General features: G+C 72.3%; 14 protein-coding genes. 4 read left to right on the plus strand and 10 right to left on the minus strand.

All coding sequences use genetic code 11. The features are described 5' to 3' along the window. Position 1 precedes the first annotated feature (1 nt). Genes IAG44_RS02835 through IAG44_RS02850 form a run of 4 tightly spaced genes read right to left on the minus strand, consistent with a single transcriptional unit; the run spans position 2 to position 3,951 of the window. Positions 2 to 1,168 carry a thiolase domain-containing protein gene (locus IAG44_RS02835; protein ID WP_187745553.1) on the minus strand — a complete coding sequence of 389 codons (1,167 nt, stop codon included), beginning with the start codon at positions 1,166 to 1,168 and terminating at the stop codon, positions 2 to 4. Further along, positions 1,165 to 2,214 carry a thiolase domain-containing protein gene (locus IAG44_RS02840; protein WP_187745554.1) on the minus strand — a complete coding sequence of 350 codons (1,050 nt, stop codon included), beginning with the start codon at positions 2,212 to 2,214 and terminating at the stop codon, positions 1,165 to 1,167. The genes IAG44_RS02835 and IAG44_RS02840 overlap by 4 nt, the downstream gene beginning before the upstream one ends. Beyond that, positions 2,211 to 3,134: a Zn-ribbon domain-containing OB-fold protein gene (locus IAG44_RS02845; protein ID WP_187745555.1), complete on the minus strand. Its 924-nt coding sequence runs from the start codon at positions 3,132 to 3,134 to the stop codon at positions 2,211 to 2,213. Before IAG44_RS02845 ends, IAG44_RS02840 begins: the two co-directional genes overlap by 4 nt. 16 nt (positions 3,135 to 3,150) lie before the next feature. Beyond that, positions 3,151 to 3,951, minus strand: a complete 801-nt coding sequence (locus IAG44_RS02850; protein WP_187745556.1) for a crotonase/enoyl-CoA hydratase family protein — start codon at positions 3,949 to 3,951, stop codon at positions 3,151 to 3,153. Between the two features lie 169 nt (positions 3,952 to 4,120). On the opposite strand from IAG44_RS02850, the gene IAG44_RS02855 reads away from it, so the two are divergent. Further along, entirely contained in the window at positions 4,121 to 5,719 is a 1,599-nt protein-coding gene (locus tag IAG44_RS02855) for an acyl-CoA synthetase (RefSeq protein ID WP_187745557.1), read from the plus strand. 31 nt (positions 5,720 to 5,750) lie between these two features. Here IAG44_RS02855 and IAG44_RS02860 read toward each other — a convergent pair whose 3' ends face one another. Together IAG44_RS02860 and IAG44_RS02865 are read right to left on the minus strand one after the other, a co-directional pair. Continuing rightward, positions 5,751 to 6,431 (minus strand): alpha/beta fold hydrolase, encoded by a 681-nt coding sequence (locus IAG44_RS02860; RefSeq protein WP_187745558.1) that lies wholly within the window; start codon positions 6,429 to 6,431, stop codon positions 5,751 to 5,753. 38 nt (positions 6,432 to 6,469) lie between these two features. Further along, positions 6,470 to 7,315 (minus strand): alpha/beta fold hydrolase, encoded by an 846-nt coding sequence (locus IAG44_RS02865; RefSeq protein ID WP_187745559.1) that lies wholly within the window; start codon positions 7,313 to 7,315, stop codon positions 6,470 to 6,472. Between the two features lie 177 nt (positions 7,316 to 7,492). Here IAG44_RS02865 and paaK point away from each other — a divergent pair, with 177 nt between their 5' ends. After that, on the plus strand, positions 7,493 to 8,749 hold the full coding sequence (gene paaK / locus IAG44_RS02870) for a phenylacetate--CoA ligase PaaK (RefSeq protein ID WP_187752465.1): 1,257 nt from the start codon (positions 7,493 to 7,495) through the stop codon (positions 8,747 to 8,749). Here paaK and IAG44_RS02875 read toward each other — a convergent pair. Both IAG44_RS02875 and IAG44_RS02880 read right to left on the minus strand, forming a co-directional pair. Next, the gene (locus IAG44_RS02875) at positions 8,736 to 10,238 is read right to left on the minus strand and encodes an acyl-CoA synthetase (RefSeq protein ID WP_187745560.1); all 1,503 of its coding nucleotides are present in this window, start codon (positions 10,236 to 10,238) and stop codon (positions 8,736 to 8,738) included. The genes paaK and IAG44_RS02875 overlap by 14 nt on opposite strands. 48 nt (positions 10,239 to 10,286) lie before the next feature. Further along, positions 10,287 to 10,667 carry a hypothetical protein gene (locus IAG44_RS02880; protein WP_187745561.1) on the minus strand — a complete coding sequence of 127 codons (381 nt, stop codon included), beginning with the start codon at positions 10,665 to 10,667 and terminating at the stop codon, positions 10,287 to 10,289. Positions 10,668 to 10,884: 217 nt separating this feature from the next. Here IAG44_RS02880 and IAG44_RS02885 point away from each other — a divergent pair, with 217 nt between their 5' ends. Next, positions 10,885 to 11,313, plus strand: coding sequence for a MarR family winged helix-turn-helix transcriptional regulator (locus tag IAG44_RS02885; RefSeq protein WP_187752466.1), 429 nt, complete (start codon positions 10,885 to 10,887; stop codon positions 11,311 to 11,313). 61 nt (positions 11,314 to 11,374) lie between these two features. Further along, positions 11,375 to 13,759 carry a penicillin acylase family protein gene (locus IAG44_RS02890; protein WP_187745562.1) on the plus strand — a complete coding sequence of 795 codons (2,385 nt, stop codon included), beginning with the start codon at positions 11,375 to 11,377 and terminating at the stop codon, positions 13,757 to 13,759. Here the strand turns inward: IAG44_RS02890 and IAG44_RS02895 are convergent. Continuing rightward, complete coding sequence (locus IAG44_RS02895; RefSeq protein WP_187745563.1) at positions 13,724 to 15,283, minus strand: acyl-CoA synthetase; 1,560 nt, start codon at positions 15,281 to 15,283, stop codon at positions 13,724 to 13,726. The two genes, IAG44_RS02890 and IAG44_RS02895, sit on opposite strands and share 36 nt — an antisense overlap. Then, on the minus strand, positions 15,280 to 16,392 hold the full coding sequence (locus IAG44_RS02900) for an NAD(P)H-dependent flavin oxidoreductase (RefSeq protein WP_187745564.1): 1,113 nt from the start codon (positions 16,390 to 16,392) through the stop codon (positions 15,280 to 15,282). The genes IAG44_RS02895 and IAG44_RS02900 overlap by 4 nt, the downstream gene beginning before the upstream one ends. Positions 16,393 to 16,399 lie beyond the last annotated feature (7 nt).

Genomic DNA, 16,399 nt, shown 5'->3' on the forward strand with positions numbered 1-16,399 from the left:
GTCAGGAGTCGGGGGCGTCGGCGCCCACGAGCCACATCGAGAAGAACTGGGAGCCGCCGCCGTACGCGTGCCCCAGCACCTTGCGGGCGCCGTCCACCTGGTGTTCCCCGGCCTGGCCGCGGACCTGGAGGGCGGCCTCCGCGAAGCGGATCATGCCGGAGGCGCCGATGGGGTTGGTGGACAGGACGCCGCCGGACATGTCGACGGGCAGGTCGCCGTCGAGTTCGGTCACCCCGGCCTCGGTGAGCTTCCAGCCCTCGCCCTCCTCGGCGAAGCCCAGGTTCTCCAGCCACATCGGCTCGTACCAGGAGAACGGCACGTACATCTCGACGGCGTCGATCTCGCGGCGCGGGTCGGTGATCCCGGCCTGCCGGTACACGTCGGCGGCGCAGTCCCGGCCCGCGCGCGGCGACACCGCGTCCTTGCCGGCGAACAGCGTCGGCTCGCTGCGCATGGCGCCGCCCAGCATCCAGGCGGGCGGGCGGGGCGAACGGGCGGCTCCCGTACGGTCGGTGAGGACCATCGCGCAGGCGCCGTCGGAGGAGGGGCAGGTCTCGGAGTAGCGGATCGGGTCCCACAGCATGGGCGAGGAGCGGACCTTGTCGAGGGTGATGTCGTGCTCGTGGAGGTGCGCGTAGGGGTTCTTGAGGGCGTTGCGCCGGTCCTTGTAGGCGACGAGCGAGCCGATGTTGTCGGGGGCGCCGCTGCGCCGGATGTACGCCCGCACGTGCGGCGCGAAGAACCCGCCCGCGCCGGCCAGCAGGGGCTGCTGGAAGGGGATCGGCAGGGACAGCCCCCACATGGCGTTGGACTCGGACTGCTTCTCGAACGCCAGCGTGAGGACGGTCGCATGGACGCGCGCGGCGACAAGACTGGCCGCCACCAAGGCGGTTGAGCCGCCGACGCTGCCGGCCGTGTGCACCCGCAGCATCGGCTTGCCGACGGCGCCGAGCGCGTCCGCGAGGTACAGCTCGGGCATCATGACGCCCTCGAAGAAGTCGGGCGCCTTGCCGATGACGACGGCGTCGACGTCGGCCCACGTCAACTCGGCGTCCGCCAGCGCGCGTTGAGCCGCCTCGCGGACAAGTCCCGCGAGGGAGACGTCCCTTCGCGCCGCGACGTGCTTGGTCTGGCCGACGCCGACGACGGCCACGGGTTCCTTGCTCATCGCGGATCCCCTTCCAGGACGGCGACCAGGTTCTGCTGGAGGCAGGGCCCGGAGGTGGCGTGGGCGAGCGCCCGGTCGGCCTCGCCCCGGTGGACGCGGGTCGCGGCCTCGCCGATCCGGATGAGCCCGGCGGCCATCACGGGGTTCGCGGCGAGCGCCCCGCCGGAGAGGTTGACGCGGACGCTGTCGTCGAGCTTGAGCGCCTTGCGCAGGACGACCTCCTGGGAGGTGAACGGGGCGTGCAACTCGGCGGTGTCGACGGGCCTTTCGAAGGCGCCGGCCTTTTCGGCGGCGAGGCGTGTGGACGGCGAGTCGGTGAGGTCGCGCACGCCCAGGGAGTGGGCCTCGATACGGTGGTCGATCCCGCGTATCCAGGCGGGCCGGTCGCACAGCTCGCGCGCCCGGTCCCCGGCGGCGAGGATCACGGCGGCCGCCCCGTCGCCGATCGGCGGGCAGTCGCCGTGCCGCAGCGGCGTGACCACGTAGTCGCCCTGCGGGTGTGAACCCCGTTGCTGGGCATGGGGGTTGAGGGTGGCGGCGCGCCTGCTGCGGGCGGCGATCTCGGCGAGTTCGCGTTCGTCGGTGTCGCCCGCGTCGATGAGGGCCTGCGCCTGGAGGGCGGCGAGGGCGACGGAGTCGGGCCACAGGGGGGCGACGTAGTAGGGGTCGAGCTGGCGGGTGAGGACGTCGCGCAGGTGGCCGGGCGAGGACTTGCCGTACGCGTAGACGAGCGCGGTGTCGGCGTCGCCGGTGCGCAGCTTCACCCACGCCTCGTACAGGGCCCAGGCGCCGTCCATCTCGACGTGGGACTCGGAGATCGGGGGCCAGGCGCCGACGCCGTCGAGGGCGAGGGTGAAGGAGAAGGCGCGGCCGGCGAGGTAGTCGGAGGAGCCGGAGCAGGTGAAGCCGATGTCGGCGGTCTTCAGGCCGGTGCGGTGCAGGACGTCGTGCAGGACCGGCATCAGCATCTCGACCTCGGACGACTCCTCGGTGGTGCGCCGTATGTCGCTCTGCGCGAAGGCGACGACCGCGATGTCCCGGGTCACAGCAGCTCCTTGTAGGTGTCGTAGTCCGCGTCGGGTTCGCCGGTCGGCCGGTAGTGGTCGGGGTAGCGGGCGCCTTCCGTCCAGACGGGCTCGACGCGCAGGCCCATGCGGACCTGGTCGTAGGGGATGCCGGCGATGCGTCCGTGCAGGGCGAGGTCGGCGCCGTCGAGGGCGATGTGGCCGTAGACGTAGGGGACTTCGATGTCCAGGTTCTTCGCTTTGATGTTGACGACGCAGAAGGTGGTGACGGTGCCGTGCGGGCCGACCTCGACCTGTTCGGCGGTCGCGACGCCGCAGGTGGGGCAGGCGCCGCGCGGGGGGACGTAGACCTTGCGGCAGCGGGGGCAGCGTTCGCCGACCGTGCGCTGCTGGGAGAGGGCGGTGATGTAGGCGGTCTGGGCGCGGCCGGGCGAGTAGGTGTAGTCGAGGCGGGCGGGGGCGACGATGCCGGTGACGGGGTCGGCGAACTCGCCGCTGTGGCCCGTGAGTTCGGGTGCCGGGCCGTCGTAGGGCTCAAAGCAGGCGATGTCGGTGATGGCGCCCTCGCGGTCGTCGGCCCAGCGGATGCGGACGCGCATGCCGGTGTGGACGGTGTCGGCGTCGACGGCGTGCAGGAGGGCGGTGTCGGCGCCGTCGAGGCGGATCAGGGCCCAGGCGAAGGGGGTGGCGAGGGGCTGATCGCGGCGCGGGGCGGGGTTGTGGGCCCAGGTGGTGACGGTGCCGGTGGGGGCGACCTCGACGAGGTCGCGCAACTCCTCGGCGGTGACGGGGTCGTACTCGACGGGCGGGACGAGGACACGGCCGTCGGTGGTGCGGACGCCGAGGACGGTCCGCTCGCGCAGTCCGGTGAGGAAGGCGCTCTGGACGGGGCCGAGGGAGCGGGTGAAGGGGAACTCGACGACGAGCGGTGCCTTGAGCACGGGGTGGCTCCTTCGGTCAGGCCCGCTTGTAGACGGGGGTGCGTTTCTCGGCGAAGGCGCGGGTGCCTTCCTGGGCGTCTTCCGTCGCGAACACCGGCCAGCCGCGCTTGAGTTCGGCGGCCAGGCCCTCGGTCTCGGTGAGTTCGGCGGTCTCGTACACGGACGCCTTGACGGCCTCGACGGCGAGCGGGCCGCAGGTGTTGACGAGTTCGGCGATCTCCAGGGCCTTGTCGAGGGCGGTGCCGTCGGGGACGACGTGTCCGATGAGGCCGATCGCGGCGGCTTCGGGGGCGCTGTAGGGGCGTCCGGTGAGCAGCATCTCCAGGGCGTGGGTGCGGGGGATCTGCCGTTGCAGGCGGACCGTCGACCCGCCGATGGGGAAGAGGCCGCGTCTCACCTCGTAGAGGCCGAAGGTCGCGGACTCGCCGGCGACGCGGATGTCGGTGCCCTGGAGCATTTCGGTGCCGCCCGCGACGCAGTGGCCCTCGACGGCGGCGATGACCGGCTTGCGGGGGCGGTGGTGGCGCAGCATCGCCTTCCAGTGCAGGTCGGGGTCGGCCTTCAGGCGGTGGCGGTAGTGCTCGCCGTCGATGCCTTGGCCGGCGAGGGCCTTGAGGTCCATGCCGGCGCAGAAGGTGCCGCCCGCGCCGGTGAGGACGATCGAGCGGATGCTGTCGTCGGCGTCGGCCTCGGTCCAGCCGTCGTACAGGCCGACCAGCATGGGCAGCGACAGGGCGTTCTTCGCTTCCGGGCGGTCGAGGGTGAGCACGAGGGTGGCGCCCTCGCGCCGGACTGTGAGGTGTTCCGTTCCGCTCATGGCGCTCTCCCCTGCCGGTCCTTGGGTGCAACAGGTTGCAGGAGGCAGGTGGGCACTTCAAGGGGCGACCGGCGACTTTCTGACAGGCAGTCAGATTTGTCTGCCGTGAGCCTTCCCAGTTGCCGCCGCCTTTGCTCTGATGACCGGCGAGCCGAGGTGAGGAGGAGCGGTGGAGTACAACCTTGCCGACCTGTTCGAGTCGGTCGTGGACGCCGCAGCGGACCGCGAAGCGCTCGTGTATGTCGACCATCCGGGGACCGGCGCCGAACTGCGGCTCACGTACGCGGAGTTGGACGCCGCCGCCAACCGGATCGGCCACCACCTGCTGGACCGGGGGTTCCGGCCGGGCGAGCATGTCGGGCTGCATCTCTACAACGGGGTCGAATACCTCCAGGCGGCGCTGGGCTGTCTGAAGGCGCGGCTGGTGCCGGTGAACGTCAACTACCGGTATGTCGAGGACGAGTTGGTGTACCTGTACCGGGACGCCGACCTCGTCGGGCTGGTCTTCGACGGGGAGTTCGAGGACCGGGTGCGCGCGGTGCTGCCCCGGGTGCCGGGGGTGCGGCATCTCCTGCGGGTCGGGGGCGGGGAGGCGGGGGTCGCGTTCGCGGACGCCGAGGGGTCGGCGGAGCGCGGGTTCCCGGCGCGGTCGGCGGACGACGTGTTCATCATCTACACCGGGGGCACGACCGGGATGCCCAAGGGGGTGATGTGGCGTCAGGAGGACCTGTTCTTCTCGGGGATGGGCGGGGGCGCGCCGACCGGCGAGCCGGTGAAGAAGCCGGAGGAGCTGGCCGAGCGGGTGGCCGCCGGGGGGTCGGGCATCACCTTCTTCCCCACTCCCCCGCTCATGCACGGCACGTCGACGCTGACCGCGTTCATCGGCTTCAACTACGGCCAACGGGTCGTGCTGCACCGCAAGTTCGTGCCCGAGGAGGTGCTGCGGACGGTCGCGAAGGAGCGTGTGAACGCGATCTCGCTGGTCGGCGACGCGATGCTGCGTCCGCTCATCGACGCCCTGGAGGGTCCGCTGCGCGGCACCGACTGCTCGTCGCTGTTCAGCGTCTCCTCGTCCGGCGCGGTCCTCTCGGACTCCGTCCGGCGCCGGTTCCGTGAACTCCTCCCGAACACCATGCTGCTCAACAACTTCGGGTCGTCCGAGTCCGGTTTCAACGGTACGGCCACGGACGACTCCGGGCCCGAGCGGGGCTTCCGCGTCCAGGTCAACTCCCGTACTTGCGTGGTGGATCCGGCGACCCACGAGCCCGTCGCGCCCGGCGAGGTGGGGCGGGTCGCGCAGCGCGGGCACGTGCCGCTCGGCTACTACAACGACCCCGCGAAGACCGCCGAGACGTTCTTCGCGCGCGACGGGGAGCGCTGGGTGCTGCTGGGCGACATGGCGACCGTCGACGCGGACGGGGTCGTCGTGGTCCTCGGGCGGGGGTCGCAGTGCATCAACACGGGCGGGGAGAAGGTGTATCCGGAGGAGGTCGAGCAGGCGCTCAAGGCGCATCCGGACGTGTACGACGCGCTGGTGGCCGGGGTGCCCGACGCGACCTGGGGCAGCCATGTCGCGGCCGTCGTCCAACTCCGCTCCGGGGCGCCCGCGTTGACACTCGACGCCGTGCAGGCGCACTGCCGGGGCAGCCTCGCCGGGTACAAGGTGCCGCGCCAGCTGGTGATCGCCGACACGATCCGGCGGTCGCCGAGCGGGAAGGCGGACTATCGGTGGGCGCGGGAGGTGGCGGTGGAGGCGGACCGCCGCTAGCGAACAGGTGGACGCGGGAAGTCGGCGATCGTCAGCGCAGGAAGTCCTCGACGTGCGCCAGGAACTCCTCCGGCCGCCTCTCGTGCACCAAGTGCCCGGCGTCGACGGTGACATGGCGTGCGTCGGGCAGCAGTCCCGCGAGTTGGGCGACCTGCGCCTGCGGGATCACGCTGCTCGGGCCGCCCCCGATGAGCAGGACCGGCGCGGTGATCCGTGCCGTGCCCTCCCGCCAGGCGGGGTCGGGGGCGTTGCGCTGGGCGTCGGTCGCGGTGATCATCGCCCAGTCGTAGGGCAGGTGCCCCTGAGGGCGTTCGGCGGGTGGACGGGGCGGGTCGAGGGGGACGGTCACCGGCACGTCCTCCAGCACCAACCTCCGTACGGCACCCGGGTGTTCCTGCGCGAGGAGGCAGGCGACGACGCCGCCCAGCGAGTGTCCGACGACGTCGGCGCGGGCGAGCCCGAGGGCGCCGAGGAACCCGTGGACGTCGTCGCGCATCGCCTCGTACCCGTACGCGCCCGGCCAGTCGCTGCGTCCGTGTCCGCGCAGGTCGGGGGCGTACACCCGGCGCGGCCGGGCGGCCAGCCGCTCGGCGACCCGCGTCCAGTCCGCGCCGTCCGTGCCCCGGGCGTGCAGCAGGACGACGGGCGGGGCGTCCTCGGGGCCCCAGGCTCGGTAGGCGAGCGTGATGCCGTTGGCCTTGACGGTGTCCATGCCGGGGACGCTACCCGGGGCCGTCCCGCCGGTCCGGGTCACTCTGCCGACCGCAGAAACCCGTTGACGCCCCGCACGAACCGCTCGGGGTCGTCGATCCACGGCAGGTGCCCGGCGCCGGGCTGCACGATGGCCTCGGCGCGCGGGAGGAGGGCGGCGGCGCGGTGCGTGAGGGCCGGGCTGGGGGCGCCGTCGCGTTCGCCGGAGAGGAGGAGGACGGGGGCGTCGAGGCGGGCCAGGGCTTTCAGCGTGGCCGGGGGGTCGTAGGCGTCGGGGGCGTGGAAGAGGTCGGACGCCTCGTCGTTCGTCAGGGCCTCCATGAGGGCGAGGTGGGCGCGGGCCGCCTCGTCCCAGCGACCGTAGACGAAGCCCCCGACCGCTTCGAGGTCGAAGGCGCGCTCGCCCGCCTGGACGGCCGTCAGGTGCGCGTACGCCTCCTCGAACCAGTCCTCGCCTTCGCGCAGCCGCGCGGCGGTGAGGTGGTCCTCGTCGGTGGCGTGCAGGCCGAGGGCGCGGGGTGTGACGGCGATCAGGGCGAGGCGGGCGACGCGGGTGGGGTGGCGGGCGGCGTACAGGAGGGCGAGGTTTCCGGCGGCCGAGTGGCCCAGCAGGTCGACGCGGTCGAGGGCGAGGTGGGCGCGGAGCGCTTCGACGTCGTCCACCTGGCGGTCGCAGCGGTACGTCGACGGGTCGGCCGGGGTCGCGGAGTCGCCGGTGCCGCGCAGGTCGAGGAAGAACAGAGTGCGGTGGGCGGTCAGGCCGCCGAGGTCGCCCAGGTAGGCGGAGGCGACCATCGGGCCGCCGGGCAGGACGATCAAGGGTGGGCCCTCGCCCCGTACGTGGTAGGCGAGTTCGGTTCCGTCGAGGGCGGTGAAGGTCGGCATGGGGTGATCTTCTCCTCCCGGCGGGCTGTGGGTCATCGGGTTATGGGCGGCGGGGGTTGTCCTGGTCATGGGTGTGGTGAGAAACAGGTGGGCGGGTGTCGGAGCCCTTGCTTCGGGTGGGGCGGAGCGTCGATCGTGTGACCGGAGGTGAGGCCGGTGCTGGACTCCGGTGAGCTGATGGGCGTCGAGGAGCTGCGGGCCACTCAGGTGGAGCGGCTGCGGTGGTCGTTGCGGCACGCGTACGAGAACGTGCCGTTCTACCGGGCCGCCTTCGACAAGGCCGGGGTACGGCCGCAGGACTGCGAGACGCTGGCGGATCTCGCGCGGTTCCCGTTCACGGTCAAGGCGGATCTGCGGGCGAACTATCCGTACGGGATGTTCGCGGTGGAGCGGGAGCGGGTGCGGCGGATCCACGCGTCCAGCGGGACGACGGGGGTGCCGACCGTCGTCGGGTACACGCAGGGTGATCTGGACCGGTGGGCGGATCTGGTGGCCCGGTCGATCCGAGCGGCGGGCGGGCGGCCGGGGGACGTCGTCCATGTGGCGTACGGGTACGGGCTGTTCACCGGCGGGCTCGGCGCGCACTACGGGGCGGAACGGCTCGGCTGCACGGTCGTCCCGGCGTCGGGGGGTGTGACGAGCCGGCAGGTTCAGCTGATCCGGGATCTGGGGCCGCGGATCATCATGGTGACGCCGTCGTACATGCTGACGCTCCTCGACGAGTTCGAGCGGCAGGGCGTCGATCCGCGGTCGACCTCGCTGGAGGTGGGGGTGTTCGGGGCGGAGCCGTGGACGGAGGAGATGCGGCGGGAGATCGAGGGGCGGTTCGGGATCGACGCGGTGGACATCTACGGGCTGTCGGAGGTGATGGGGCCGGGGGTGGCGCAGGAGTGCGTGGAGACGAAGGACGGGCCGCACATCTGGGAGGACCACTTCTATCCGGAGGTCGTCGACCCGGTGACGGGTGAGGTGCTGCCGGACGGCGAGGAGGGCGAGCTGGTGTTCACCTCGCTGACGAAGGAGGCGATGCCGGTCGTCCGCTACCGCACCCGTGATCTGACGCGGCTGCTGCCGGGGACGGCCCGGGTGTTCCGCCGGATGGCGAAGGTGACCGGGCGCAGCGACGACCTGGTGATCCTGCGCGGGGTGAACCTGTTCCCCACGCAGATCGAGGAGATCGTGCTGCGCACGCCGGGGGTCGCCCCGCACTTCCAGCTGCGGCTGACCCGCGAGGGCCGCCTCGACGCGCTGACCGTCCGCGCCGAGGCCCGTCCCGACGCGGCTCCCGAGGACCGGCGGGCGGCGGAGGCGGCGATCACGGCGGCCGTGAAGGACGGGATCGGCGTCACGGTGAGCGTGGAGGTCGTCGACCCCGAGACCCTGGAGCGGTCGGTCGGCAAGATCCGCAGAATCGTGGACCTCAGGCCCCGCTGAGCCTGTCCCTCAGCTCGCGCTTGAGGATCTTCCCGCTGGCGTTGCGCGGCAGTTCCCCGGCGAAGACGATCCGCTTCGGCGCCTTGAAGTGGTCCAGCTTCTCCCGGGCGTGGGCGAGGAGTTCGGCCTCGGTGACGTCGCCCCGGGGGACGACGACGGCGGTGATCGCCTCGATCCACTTGTCGTCCGGCAGCCCGATCACGGCGACCTCGGCGACCTGGTCGTGGGTGTAGAGGGCGTCCTCGACCTGCCGGGAGGCGACGAGGACGCCGCCGGTGTTGATGACGTCCTTCACGCGGTCGACGATCGTGTAGTAGCCGTGCGCGTCCCGTACGGCGAGGTCCCCGGAGTGGAACCAGCCGTCCCTGAACGCCTCGGCACTCTCCTCGGGCTTGTCCCAGTAGCCGTCGCACAGTTGCGGCGAGCGGTACACGATCTCCCCGGCGGTCCCGTCGGCCACCTCCGCCCCGTTCTCGTCGACGACTTTCGCGTCCACGAACAGGACCGTCCGCCCGCAGGAGTCCATCCGGCCCTTGTGCTCGTCGGGCGCGAGGACCATCGCGAGCGGGCCGATCTCGCTCTGTCCGAAGCAGTTGTAGAAGCCGAGTTTCGGAAGCCGTTCCTTCAGCCGTTCCAGAACCGGGACCGGCATGACCGAGGCCCCGTAGTACGCCTTGCGCAGCCCGCTGAGGTCCCGGGTCGCGAAGTCCGGCCGGTTGGCGAGAGCGATCCACACGGTGGGCGGCGCGAACAGGCTGTCCGCCCGGCCGGCCTCGATCAGGTCGAAGAGGTGGTCACCGTCGGGCGCGTCGACGATGACGTTGGTCGCGCCGACCGCGAGGTAGGGGAGCAGGAACACGTGCGTCTGGGCCGAGTGGTACAGCGGCAGCGAGTGCACGGGCCGGTCCCCGGCGCTCAGGTCCAGTGCCGCGATCGCGCTCAGGTACTCGTGGACCAGCGCGCGGTGGGACATCATCGCGCCCTTGGGGAGGGCGGTCGTCCCGGACGTGTAGAGCAGTTGGGCCAGGTCTTCGGTGCGCGCCTCCGCTCCGTCGTACGGGGGTGTCGTGGTGAGCCGGTCCAGGAGGGAGCCGTCGGTGTCCCTCAGCGGCAGGTGTCTCGTGCCGTCCGGGAGCCGGTCGGCGAGGTCGGGGTCGGTGAGGACGAGGGCGCTGCCGGACTGGCCGATCAGGTAGGCGAGGTCCGTGCCGGTGAGGTTCTGGTTCACCGGGACGTGGACCAGTCCCGCCCGGGCGCAGGCGAGGAACGCGATGAGGTAGGCGTCGGAGTTGTGGCCGTAGGCGCCGACCCGGTCCCCCTTCTCCAGGCCCTCGGCGAGGAGGACGGCCGCCGCGCGGGAGACGGCGTCGTCGAGTTCCTGGTAGGTCCAGGTGCGGTCGCGGTACTCCACCGCGACGCGCGCCGGGGTACGGGTGGCAGTGCGCCTGAGCACCCCGTCGACCGTGGTGCTGGGTTGTCCGGACGTCATGGGGGTGATCCTGGGCGGGCCGGGTCGGCCGGTCAAGTCGGGCCGCTGTCACACCAGTCGGCCGCCCACCCCCGTCCGGCCCTCCGGCACGCCCACCAGGGTCACCAGGGTCTCCTGCCGTGTCTCCTCGCCCAGGACTCCGGCGACGGCGTCGGTGATCGCGCCGATCAGGCGCTGCGGCGCTTCGGGGACGGCGGGGTGGGTGTAGGCGGCCTCTCTCATGCTCAGCGTCACCTGCGGCGCGGGGCCGGTCTGGGGCAGGCCGCCGGTGGCCCGGCGGTGGGGCGGGAGGCCGATCAGGTCGACGCCGACGAGTTTGCCGAAGTCGGGGCCGAAGACGGAGCCGACGGCGTCGGTGAGGGCGGTGATGAGCTGCGGTTCGCGGCCCGTGAGGGCGTCCTCCCGGAGGTGAACGGTGTAGTGCGGCACTGCGTGTCCCCTTCCCGTGGGCGGCATGCGTACGATGGCCGCCGCATTACCTTGCCAGACAAATTAGCTTTGACCTCAAAGGTAAAGGAAGAGGAGCCGCCTGTCCATGCCCTCCAGCGAAAAGAATCCGGACGCGAAGAATCCGGACGGGGAGCGCGCCGTCGATCCGGGCGAGGAGCGCGCCGTCGATCCGGCCGTCCGCGAGCTGCTGCTGCTCATGCCCCGTCTGGTCGGCCGGGCCAAGAAGCTGCCGGTGCCCGAGGCGCTGCGGTCGCTGTCGCTCGCGCCCCGGCACCTCTCCCTGCTGTCGTACCTGCTGTTCGACGGCCCGATGACGGTCAACGAACTGGCGGCGCGGCTCGGCGTCGCCCCGACGACCGCCAGCCTCCTGATCGGTGATCTGAGCCGCAAGGGTGTCCTGGAGCGCCGCGAGGACGAGCGCGACCGGCGCCGTCGGATCGTCGCCCTGTCCCCCGAGCACGAGCCGGCGATCTCCGCGTGGCTCGCGCCGGGCGCGGCGGCGTGGCGGCGGGTGCTCGCGCCGTTGACACCGCTGGAGCGGCGGCTGTTCGTGGACACGCTGCTGGCGTACGAGACGGAGGTGGGCGGGGAGCGGGGCAGTGCGGCGGATCCGGGAAGTTCCTGACGCACCATTTACCCGTTGATAGGCTCAACGTCCCTTTCCATCAACGATGTTGGGAGGCACGATGCGCACCCGCCTCAGACGGCTGACCGTCGCGGCCGTCGCCCTGTTCACCGGGGCGACGGTTCTTCCCGCGGCGGCGGCACAGTCGCAGAGCCGTCAGGACACCCTCTCCTCGGGCCGGTTGTCGGCGGTCGTCCGCTACACCGAGTACGGCATCCCGCACATCACCGCGAAGAGCTACGCGGACCTGGGCTTCGGCACCGGCTGGGCGCAGGCCGCCGACCAGGTGTGCGTGCTCGCCGACGGTTTCGTGACCGTGAAGGGCGAGCGCTCCCGCCACTTCGGCCCCGGCCCGACGGCCGACCGGTCGCTGTCGGCGGCGACCACGAACCTCTCAAGTGACCTGTACTTCCGGGGCGTCCGGGACACGGGCACGGTCGAGAAGCTGCTCGCCGAGCCGGCGCCGCGCGGCCCGAGCCGCCAGGCGAAGGACCTGATGTCGGGGTTCGCGGCCGGCTACAACGCGTGGCTCGCGCAGAACCGGATCACCGACCCGGCGTGCGCGGACGCGCCCTGGGTCCGCCCGGTCACCGCGACCGACGTCGCCGCCCGCTTCTACGCCCTGTCGGTCCTCGGCGGCCACGGCGACCACGTCGACGCGATCACCTCGGCCCAGCCGCCCACCGCCGGCACCCCCGCCGCGAAGGCCGATCCGCGGGCCCTGATCCGCGTCGTCGAGCGGCGCGCCGCCGACGCCGCGATGGGCTCGAACGCGGTCGCGTTCCGCGGGGACACCACGGCGAACGGCCGCGGTCTGCTGCTGGGCAACCCGCACTACCCGTGGCACGGCGGACGCCGGTTCTGGCAGTCGCACCAGACGATCCCGGGTCAACTGGACGTCGCGGGCGGCTCGTTGCTCGGCCTGCCGACGGTCTCCATCGGCTACAACGCGCACGTCGCGTGGAGCCACACCGTCGCCACGGGCGTCCCGTTCAACCTGACCCAGCTCACCCTGGACCCGTCCGACCCGACGGTCTACCTGGTGGACGGCACACCGGAGCGCATGACCGAGCGCACGGTCACGGTCGCGGTGAAGGACGGCGCGCCGGTGACGCGCACCCAGTGGTGGACGCGGTACGGCCCTGTCGTCGCCCCCTCGGGCTCCGGGCTCCCGCTGCCGTGGACCACGGCGACGGCGTTCGCGCTGAACGACCCGAACGCGGCCCAGTTCCGGTTCGCGGACACCTCGTTGGGCTTCGGCAAGGCCCGGGACACGGCCGGGGTCGCCGCGGCCCTCGCCCGCCACCAGGGCCTGCCCTGGGTCAACACGATCGCCGCCGACTCCGCCGGGCACACCCTGTTCACGCAGTCGCAGGTGCTGCCCCGGATCACGGGCGACCTGGCCGCGACCTGCTCGACGCCCCTGGGTTCGGCGACGTACCCGGCGGCCGGTCTCGCGGTCCTGGACGGCTCGCGCGCCGCGTGCGCGCCGGGCAGCGACCCCGACGCCGCGCAGCCCGGCATCTTCGGCCCGGCGAGCATGCCGACGCTGGCGGACGCCCCGTACGTGGAGAACTCCAACGACAGCGCCTGGCTCACCAACGCCGCGAAGCCGCTGACCGGTTACGAGCGGATCTTCGGGACGGTCGGCACGCAGCGGAGCCTGCGGACGCGGGGTGCTTTGCAGGACGTGGCGGCGCTCGCGGAGCGCGGAAAGCTGACCGTGCGGGACCTTCAGGCGCAGCAGTTCGCGAACCGCGTCCCGGCCGGTGACCTGGCGGCGGCCGACACGGCGACGGCGTGCGCGGCGCTGCCGGGCGGAACGGCAACCGGCAGCAACGGCACGGCAGTCGACGTCTCCGAGGCGTGCGGGGTCCTCGCGGCCTGGGACCGGACGATGGACACCGGCAGCAGGGGCGCGCTGCTCTTCGACCGGTTCTGGCGGAAGCTGCCCGCCCAGCGCTGGAAAGTGCCGTTCTCGGCGGCCGACCCGGTGAACACGCCGCACACCCTGAACACCGACAGCCCGGCCTTCGCGACGGCTCTCGCGGACGCGGTGAGCGAGCTGCGGGCGGCGGGCATCCCGCTGAACTCCCCGCTCGGCGCGCACCAGTTCGTCGTCCGCGACGGCAAGCGGATCCCCATCTCCGGCGGGACCGAGAGCCTGGGCGTGTGGAACAAGATCGAGGCGTCGTGGAACCCGGCCGGGGGCGGTTACCCCGAGGTGTCGATGGGGTCCAGCCACATCCAGGCCGTCGGCTGGGACGCGAGCGGGTGCCCGGTGGCACGGACCTTGCTGTCCTACTCGCAGTCCTCGAACCCGAGTTCACCGCACTACGCCGACCAGACGCGCCTGTACGCGCGGGAGCGGTGGGTGACGGCGCGGTTCTGCGAGAAGGACGTCAAGGCGTCACCCGTGCTGCGGACGGTCCGTGTCCACTCCTGAGCCGGCCAGGTACGGCTCCCGCAGACGGCGTTTGTAGAGCTTGCCGTTGGGGTCGCGGGGCAGCTCGGCGATGAAGTCGAGGCTCCTGGGCCGTTTGTAGCCGGCGAGGTGTCCGGCGCAGTGGGCGAGGAGGGCGGCGGTCAGATCCGGTCCGGGGGTGAATCCGGGTGCCGGTTCGACGACCGCCTTGACCTCCTCGCCCCAGTCGTCGTGGGGGATCCCGAAGACGGCGGCGTCCGCGACGGCCGGGTGGGCGAGGAGGGCCGCCTCGATCTCGGCAGGGTAGATGTTGACGCCGCCGGAGATGATGAGGTCGATCTTGCGGTCGCGCAGGAACAAATAACCGTCCTCGTCGAGGAGTCCGAGGTCGCCGACGGTGAAGAAGTCACCGATGCGGTTCTTGCGGGTCTTCTGCTCGTCCTTGTGGTAGGCGAACCCGCCCGTGTTCATCTTCAGGTACACCGTGCCGAGTCGCCCCGGCGGCAGCCGGTTGCCGTCGTCGTCGAAGATGGCCAACTCGCTGATGGGCCAGGCTTTTCCGACCGTGCCGGGCTTCTTCAGCCAGTCCTCGGCGCTCGCGAACGCCCCGCCGCCCTCGCTGGCCGCGTAGTACTCCTCGACGCACTCGCCCCACCACTCGATCATCGCCCGCTTCACGTGCTCCGGGCAGGGGGCGGCGCCGTGGACGGCGTGCCGCATGGCCGACACGTCGTAGCGCGCCCGGACGTCCTCGGGGAGGGCGAGGAGGCGGTGGAACTGGGTGGGCACCATGTGGGTGTGCGTGCACTTGTGACGGTCCATCAGGCGCAGCATCTCCTCCGGCGTCCACTTGTCCATCATCACCAGCCGGTGCCCGATGTGCAGGGACGCGCCCGCGAACTGGAGGACGGCCGTGTGGTAGAGCGGCGAGCACACCAGGTGGACGTTGTCGCCGAAGGGCTGGATGCCGAAGAAGGCCAGGAAGCCGCCCAGGTAGGTCTCCTCGGGGAGCTTGCCGGGCAGCGGGCGGCGGATGCCGCGCGGGCGTCCCGTCGTGCCGGACGTGTAGTTCATGACCCAGCCGAGCGTGCGCTCGGGCGGCGCCGACTCCGGTTGCCCGTCGAGGAGTTCGGCGTACGGGCGGAAGCCGTCGATGTCACCGAGGGCGTAGCGGTGGTCCGCCGGGAGGCCGGCCTCGTCGGCGGCGCGGGCCGCGTCGGAGGCGAACCGTTCGTGGGCGATGAGGACCTTCGCGCCGCAGTCGGCGAGGATCCAGGCGATCTCGGGGGCGACGAAGTGGTGGTTGACCGGCACCAGATAGAAACCGGCCTGGGTGGCGGCGAGGTAAGTGGCGATGAACTGGGGGGAGTTGGGCAGGACGACGGCGAAGGCGTCGCCGCGTTCGAGTCCGGCCGCGCGCAGCCCGTGGACGAGCCGGTTGGCCTCGGCGTGCAGACGTCCGGCGGTCCACTCCTCGCCGTCGGGGGCGACGAGGACGGTACGGTCGGGGTGTTCGGTGGCCTGGGCCCAGAATCCGCTGGTCATCGGGGGCCGCTCCTTCCGGCGATCCGGTTCATCCGGTCCACGGCCCTCTCGAAGCCGCGGGTGAGGTCGTCGACGACCGCCTGGACGCTACGGACCTCGTTCATCCGCCCGACGATCTGCCCGACGGGGGTGCCGAGCAGCGGCTCGACCTCGTACTTCTGGATCCGCGACAGCGCCTCGGCGACCAAGAGGCCCTGCAACGGCATGGGCAGGGTGCCGGGACCGGCCGGGTCGTCCCACGCGTCGGTCCACTCGGTGCGCAACTGGCGGGCCGGTTTCCCGGTGAGGGCACGGGAGCGGACGGTGTCCCCGGACCCGGCGGCGAGGAGTTTGCGGGTGACGGCCGCCGAGTGCAGGTCCGCCTCGGCCGTGGTGAGCCACAGCGAGCCGAGCCAGGCGCCCTGCGCGCCGAGCGCGAGCGCGGCGGCGACCTGCGCGCCGCTGCCGATCCCGCCGGCGGCGAGCACCGGCAGCGGATCGACGGCCTCGACGACCTCCGGGGTCAGCACCATCGAGGCGATCTCCCCGGTGTGCCCGCCGGCCTCGTAGCCCTGCGCGACGACGATGTCGATGCCCGCGTCCCGGTGCTTGCGCGCGTGCCGGGCGCTCCCGGCGAGCGCGGCGACCTTGACGCCCTTGCCGTGCGCGCGGTCGACGACGTCGGCGGGGGGCGAGCCCAGCGCGTTGGCGAGGAGCCCGATCGGGTAGTCGAAGGCGACGTCGAGCTGGGTGCGGGCGACCTGTTCCATCCAGCCGGTGATGCGCCAGCCGGACGCCTCACCCTCGGCGAGTTCGGGCACACCGTGTTTGGCGAGGGTGTCCCGCACGAACTGGCGGTGCCCCTCGGGGATCATCGCCTCGACGTCGGCCTCGGTGACGCCTTCCACCTTCTTCGCCGGCATGACGACGTCCAGGCCGTACGGGCGGCCGTCCGCGTGCGCGTCGAGCCAGTCCAGGTCGCGTTTGAGGTCGTCGGGGGCGGTGTAGCGGACCGCGCCGAGCACGCCGAACCCGCCGGCCCGGCTGATCGCCGCGGCGACGGCGGGGAACGGCGTGAAGCCGAAGAGGGCGTGCTCGACTCCCAGTTGGTTGCTCAGCTCCGTCTGCATGTCGCGC

It is taken from the genome of Streptomyces roseirectus (assembly GCF_014489635.1).
Taxonomy (GTDB): domain Bacteria; phylum Actinomycetota; class Actinomycetes; order Streptomycetales; family Streptomycetaceae; genus Streptomyces; species Streptomyces roseirectus.

Excerpts from the sequence above, each read along its gene's own strand:
- IAG44_RS02835 (WP_187745553.1), bottom strand. The coding sequence starts at position 1,168 with ATGAGCAAGGAACCCGTGGCCGTCGTCGGCGTCGGCCAGACCAAGCAC.
- IAG44_RS02850 (WP_187745556.1), bottom strand. The coding sequence starts at position 3,951 with ATGAGCGGAACGGAACACCTCACAGTCCGGCGCGAGGGCGCCACCCTC.
- IAG44_RS02860 (WP_187745558.1), bottom strand. The coding sequence starts at position 6,431 with ATGGACACCGTCAAGGCCAACGGCATCACGCTCGCCTACCGAGCCTGG.
- IAG44_RS02865 (WP_187745559.1), bottom strand. The coding sequence starts at position 7,315 with ATGCCGACCTTCACCGCCCTCGACGGAACCGAACTCGCCTACCACGTA.
- paaK (WP_187752465.1), top strand. The coding sequence starts at position 7,493 with ATGGGCGTCGAGGAGCTGCGGGCCACTCAGGTGGAGCGGCTGCGGTGG.
- IAG44_RS02875 (WP_187745560.1), bottom strand. The coding sequence starts at position 10,238 with ATGACGTCCGGACAACCCAGCACCACGGTCGACGGGGTGCTCAGGCGC.
- IAG44_RS02885 (WP_187752466.1), top strand. The coding sequence starts at position 10,885 with ATGCCCCGTCTGGTCGGCCGGGCCAAGAAGCTGCCGGTGCCCGAGGCG.
- IAG44_RS02890 (WP_187745562.1), top strand. The coding sequence starts at position 11,375 with ATGCGCACCCGCCTCAGACGGCTGACCGTCGCGGCCGTCGCCCTGTTC.
- IAG44_RS02895 (WP_187745563.1), bottom strand. The coding sequence starts at position 15,283 with ATGACCAGCGGATTCTGGGCCCAGGCCACCGAACACCCCGACCGTACC.
- IAG44_RS02900 (WP_187745564.1), bottom strand. The coding sequence starts at position 16,392 with ATGCAGACGGAGCTGAGCAACCAACTGGGAGTCGAGCACGCCCTCTTC.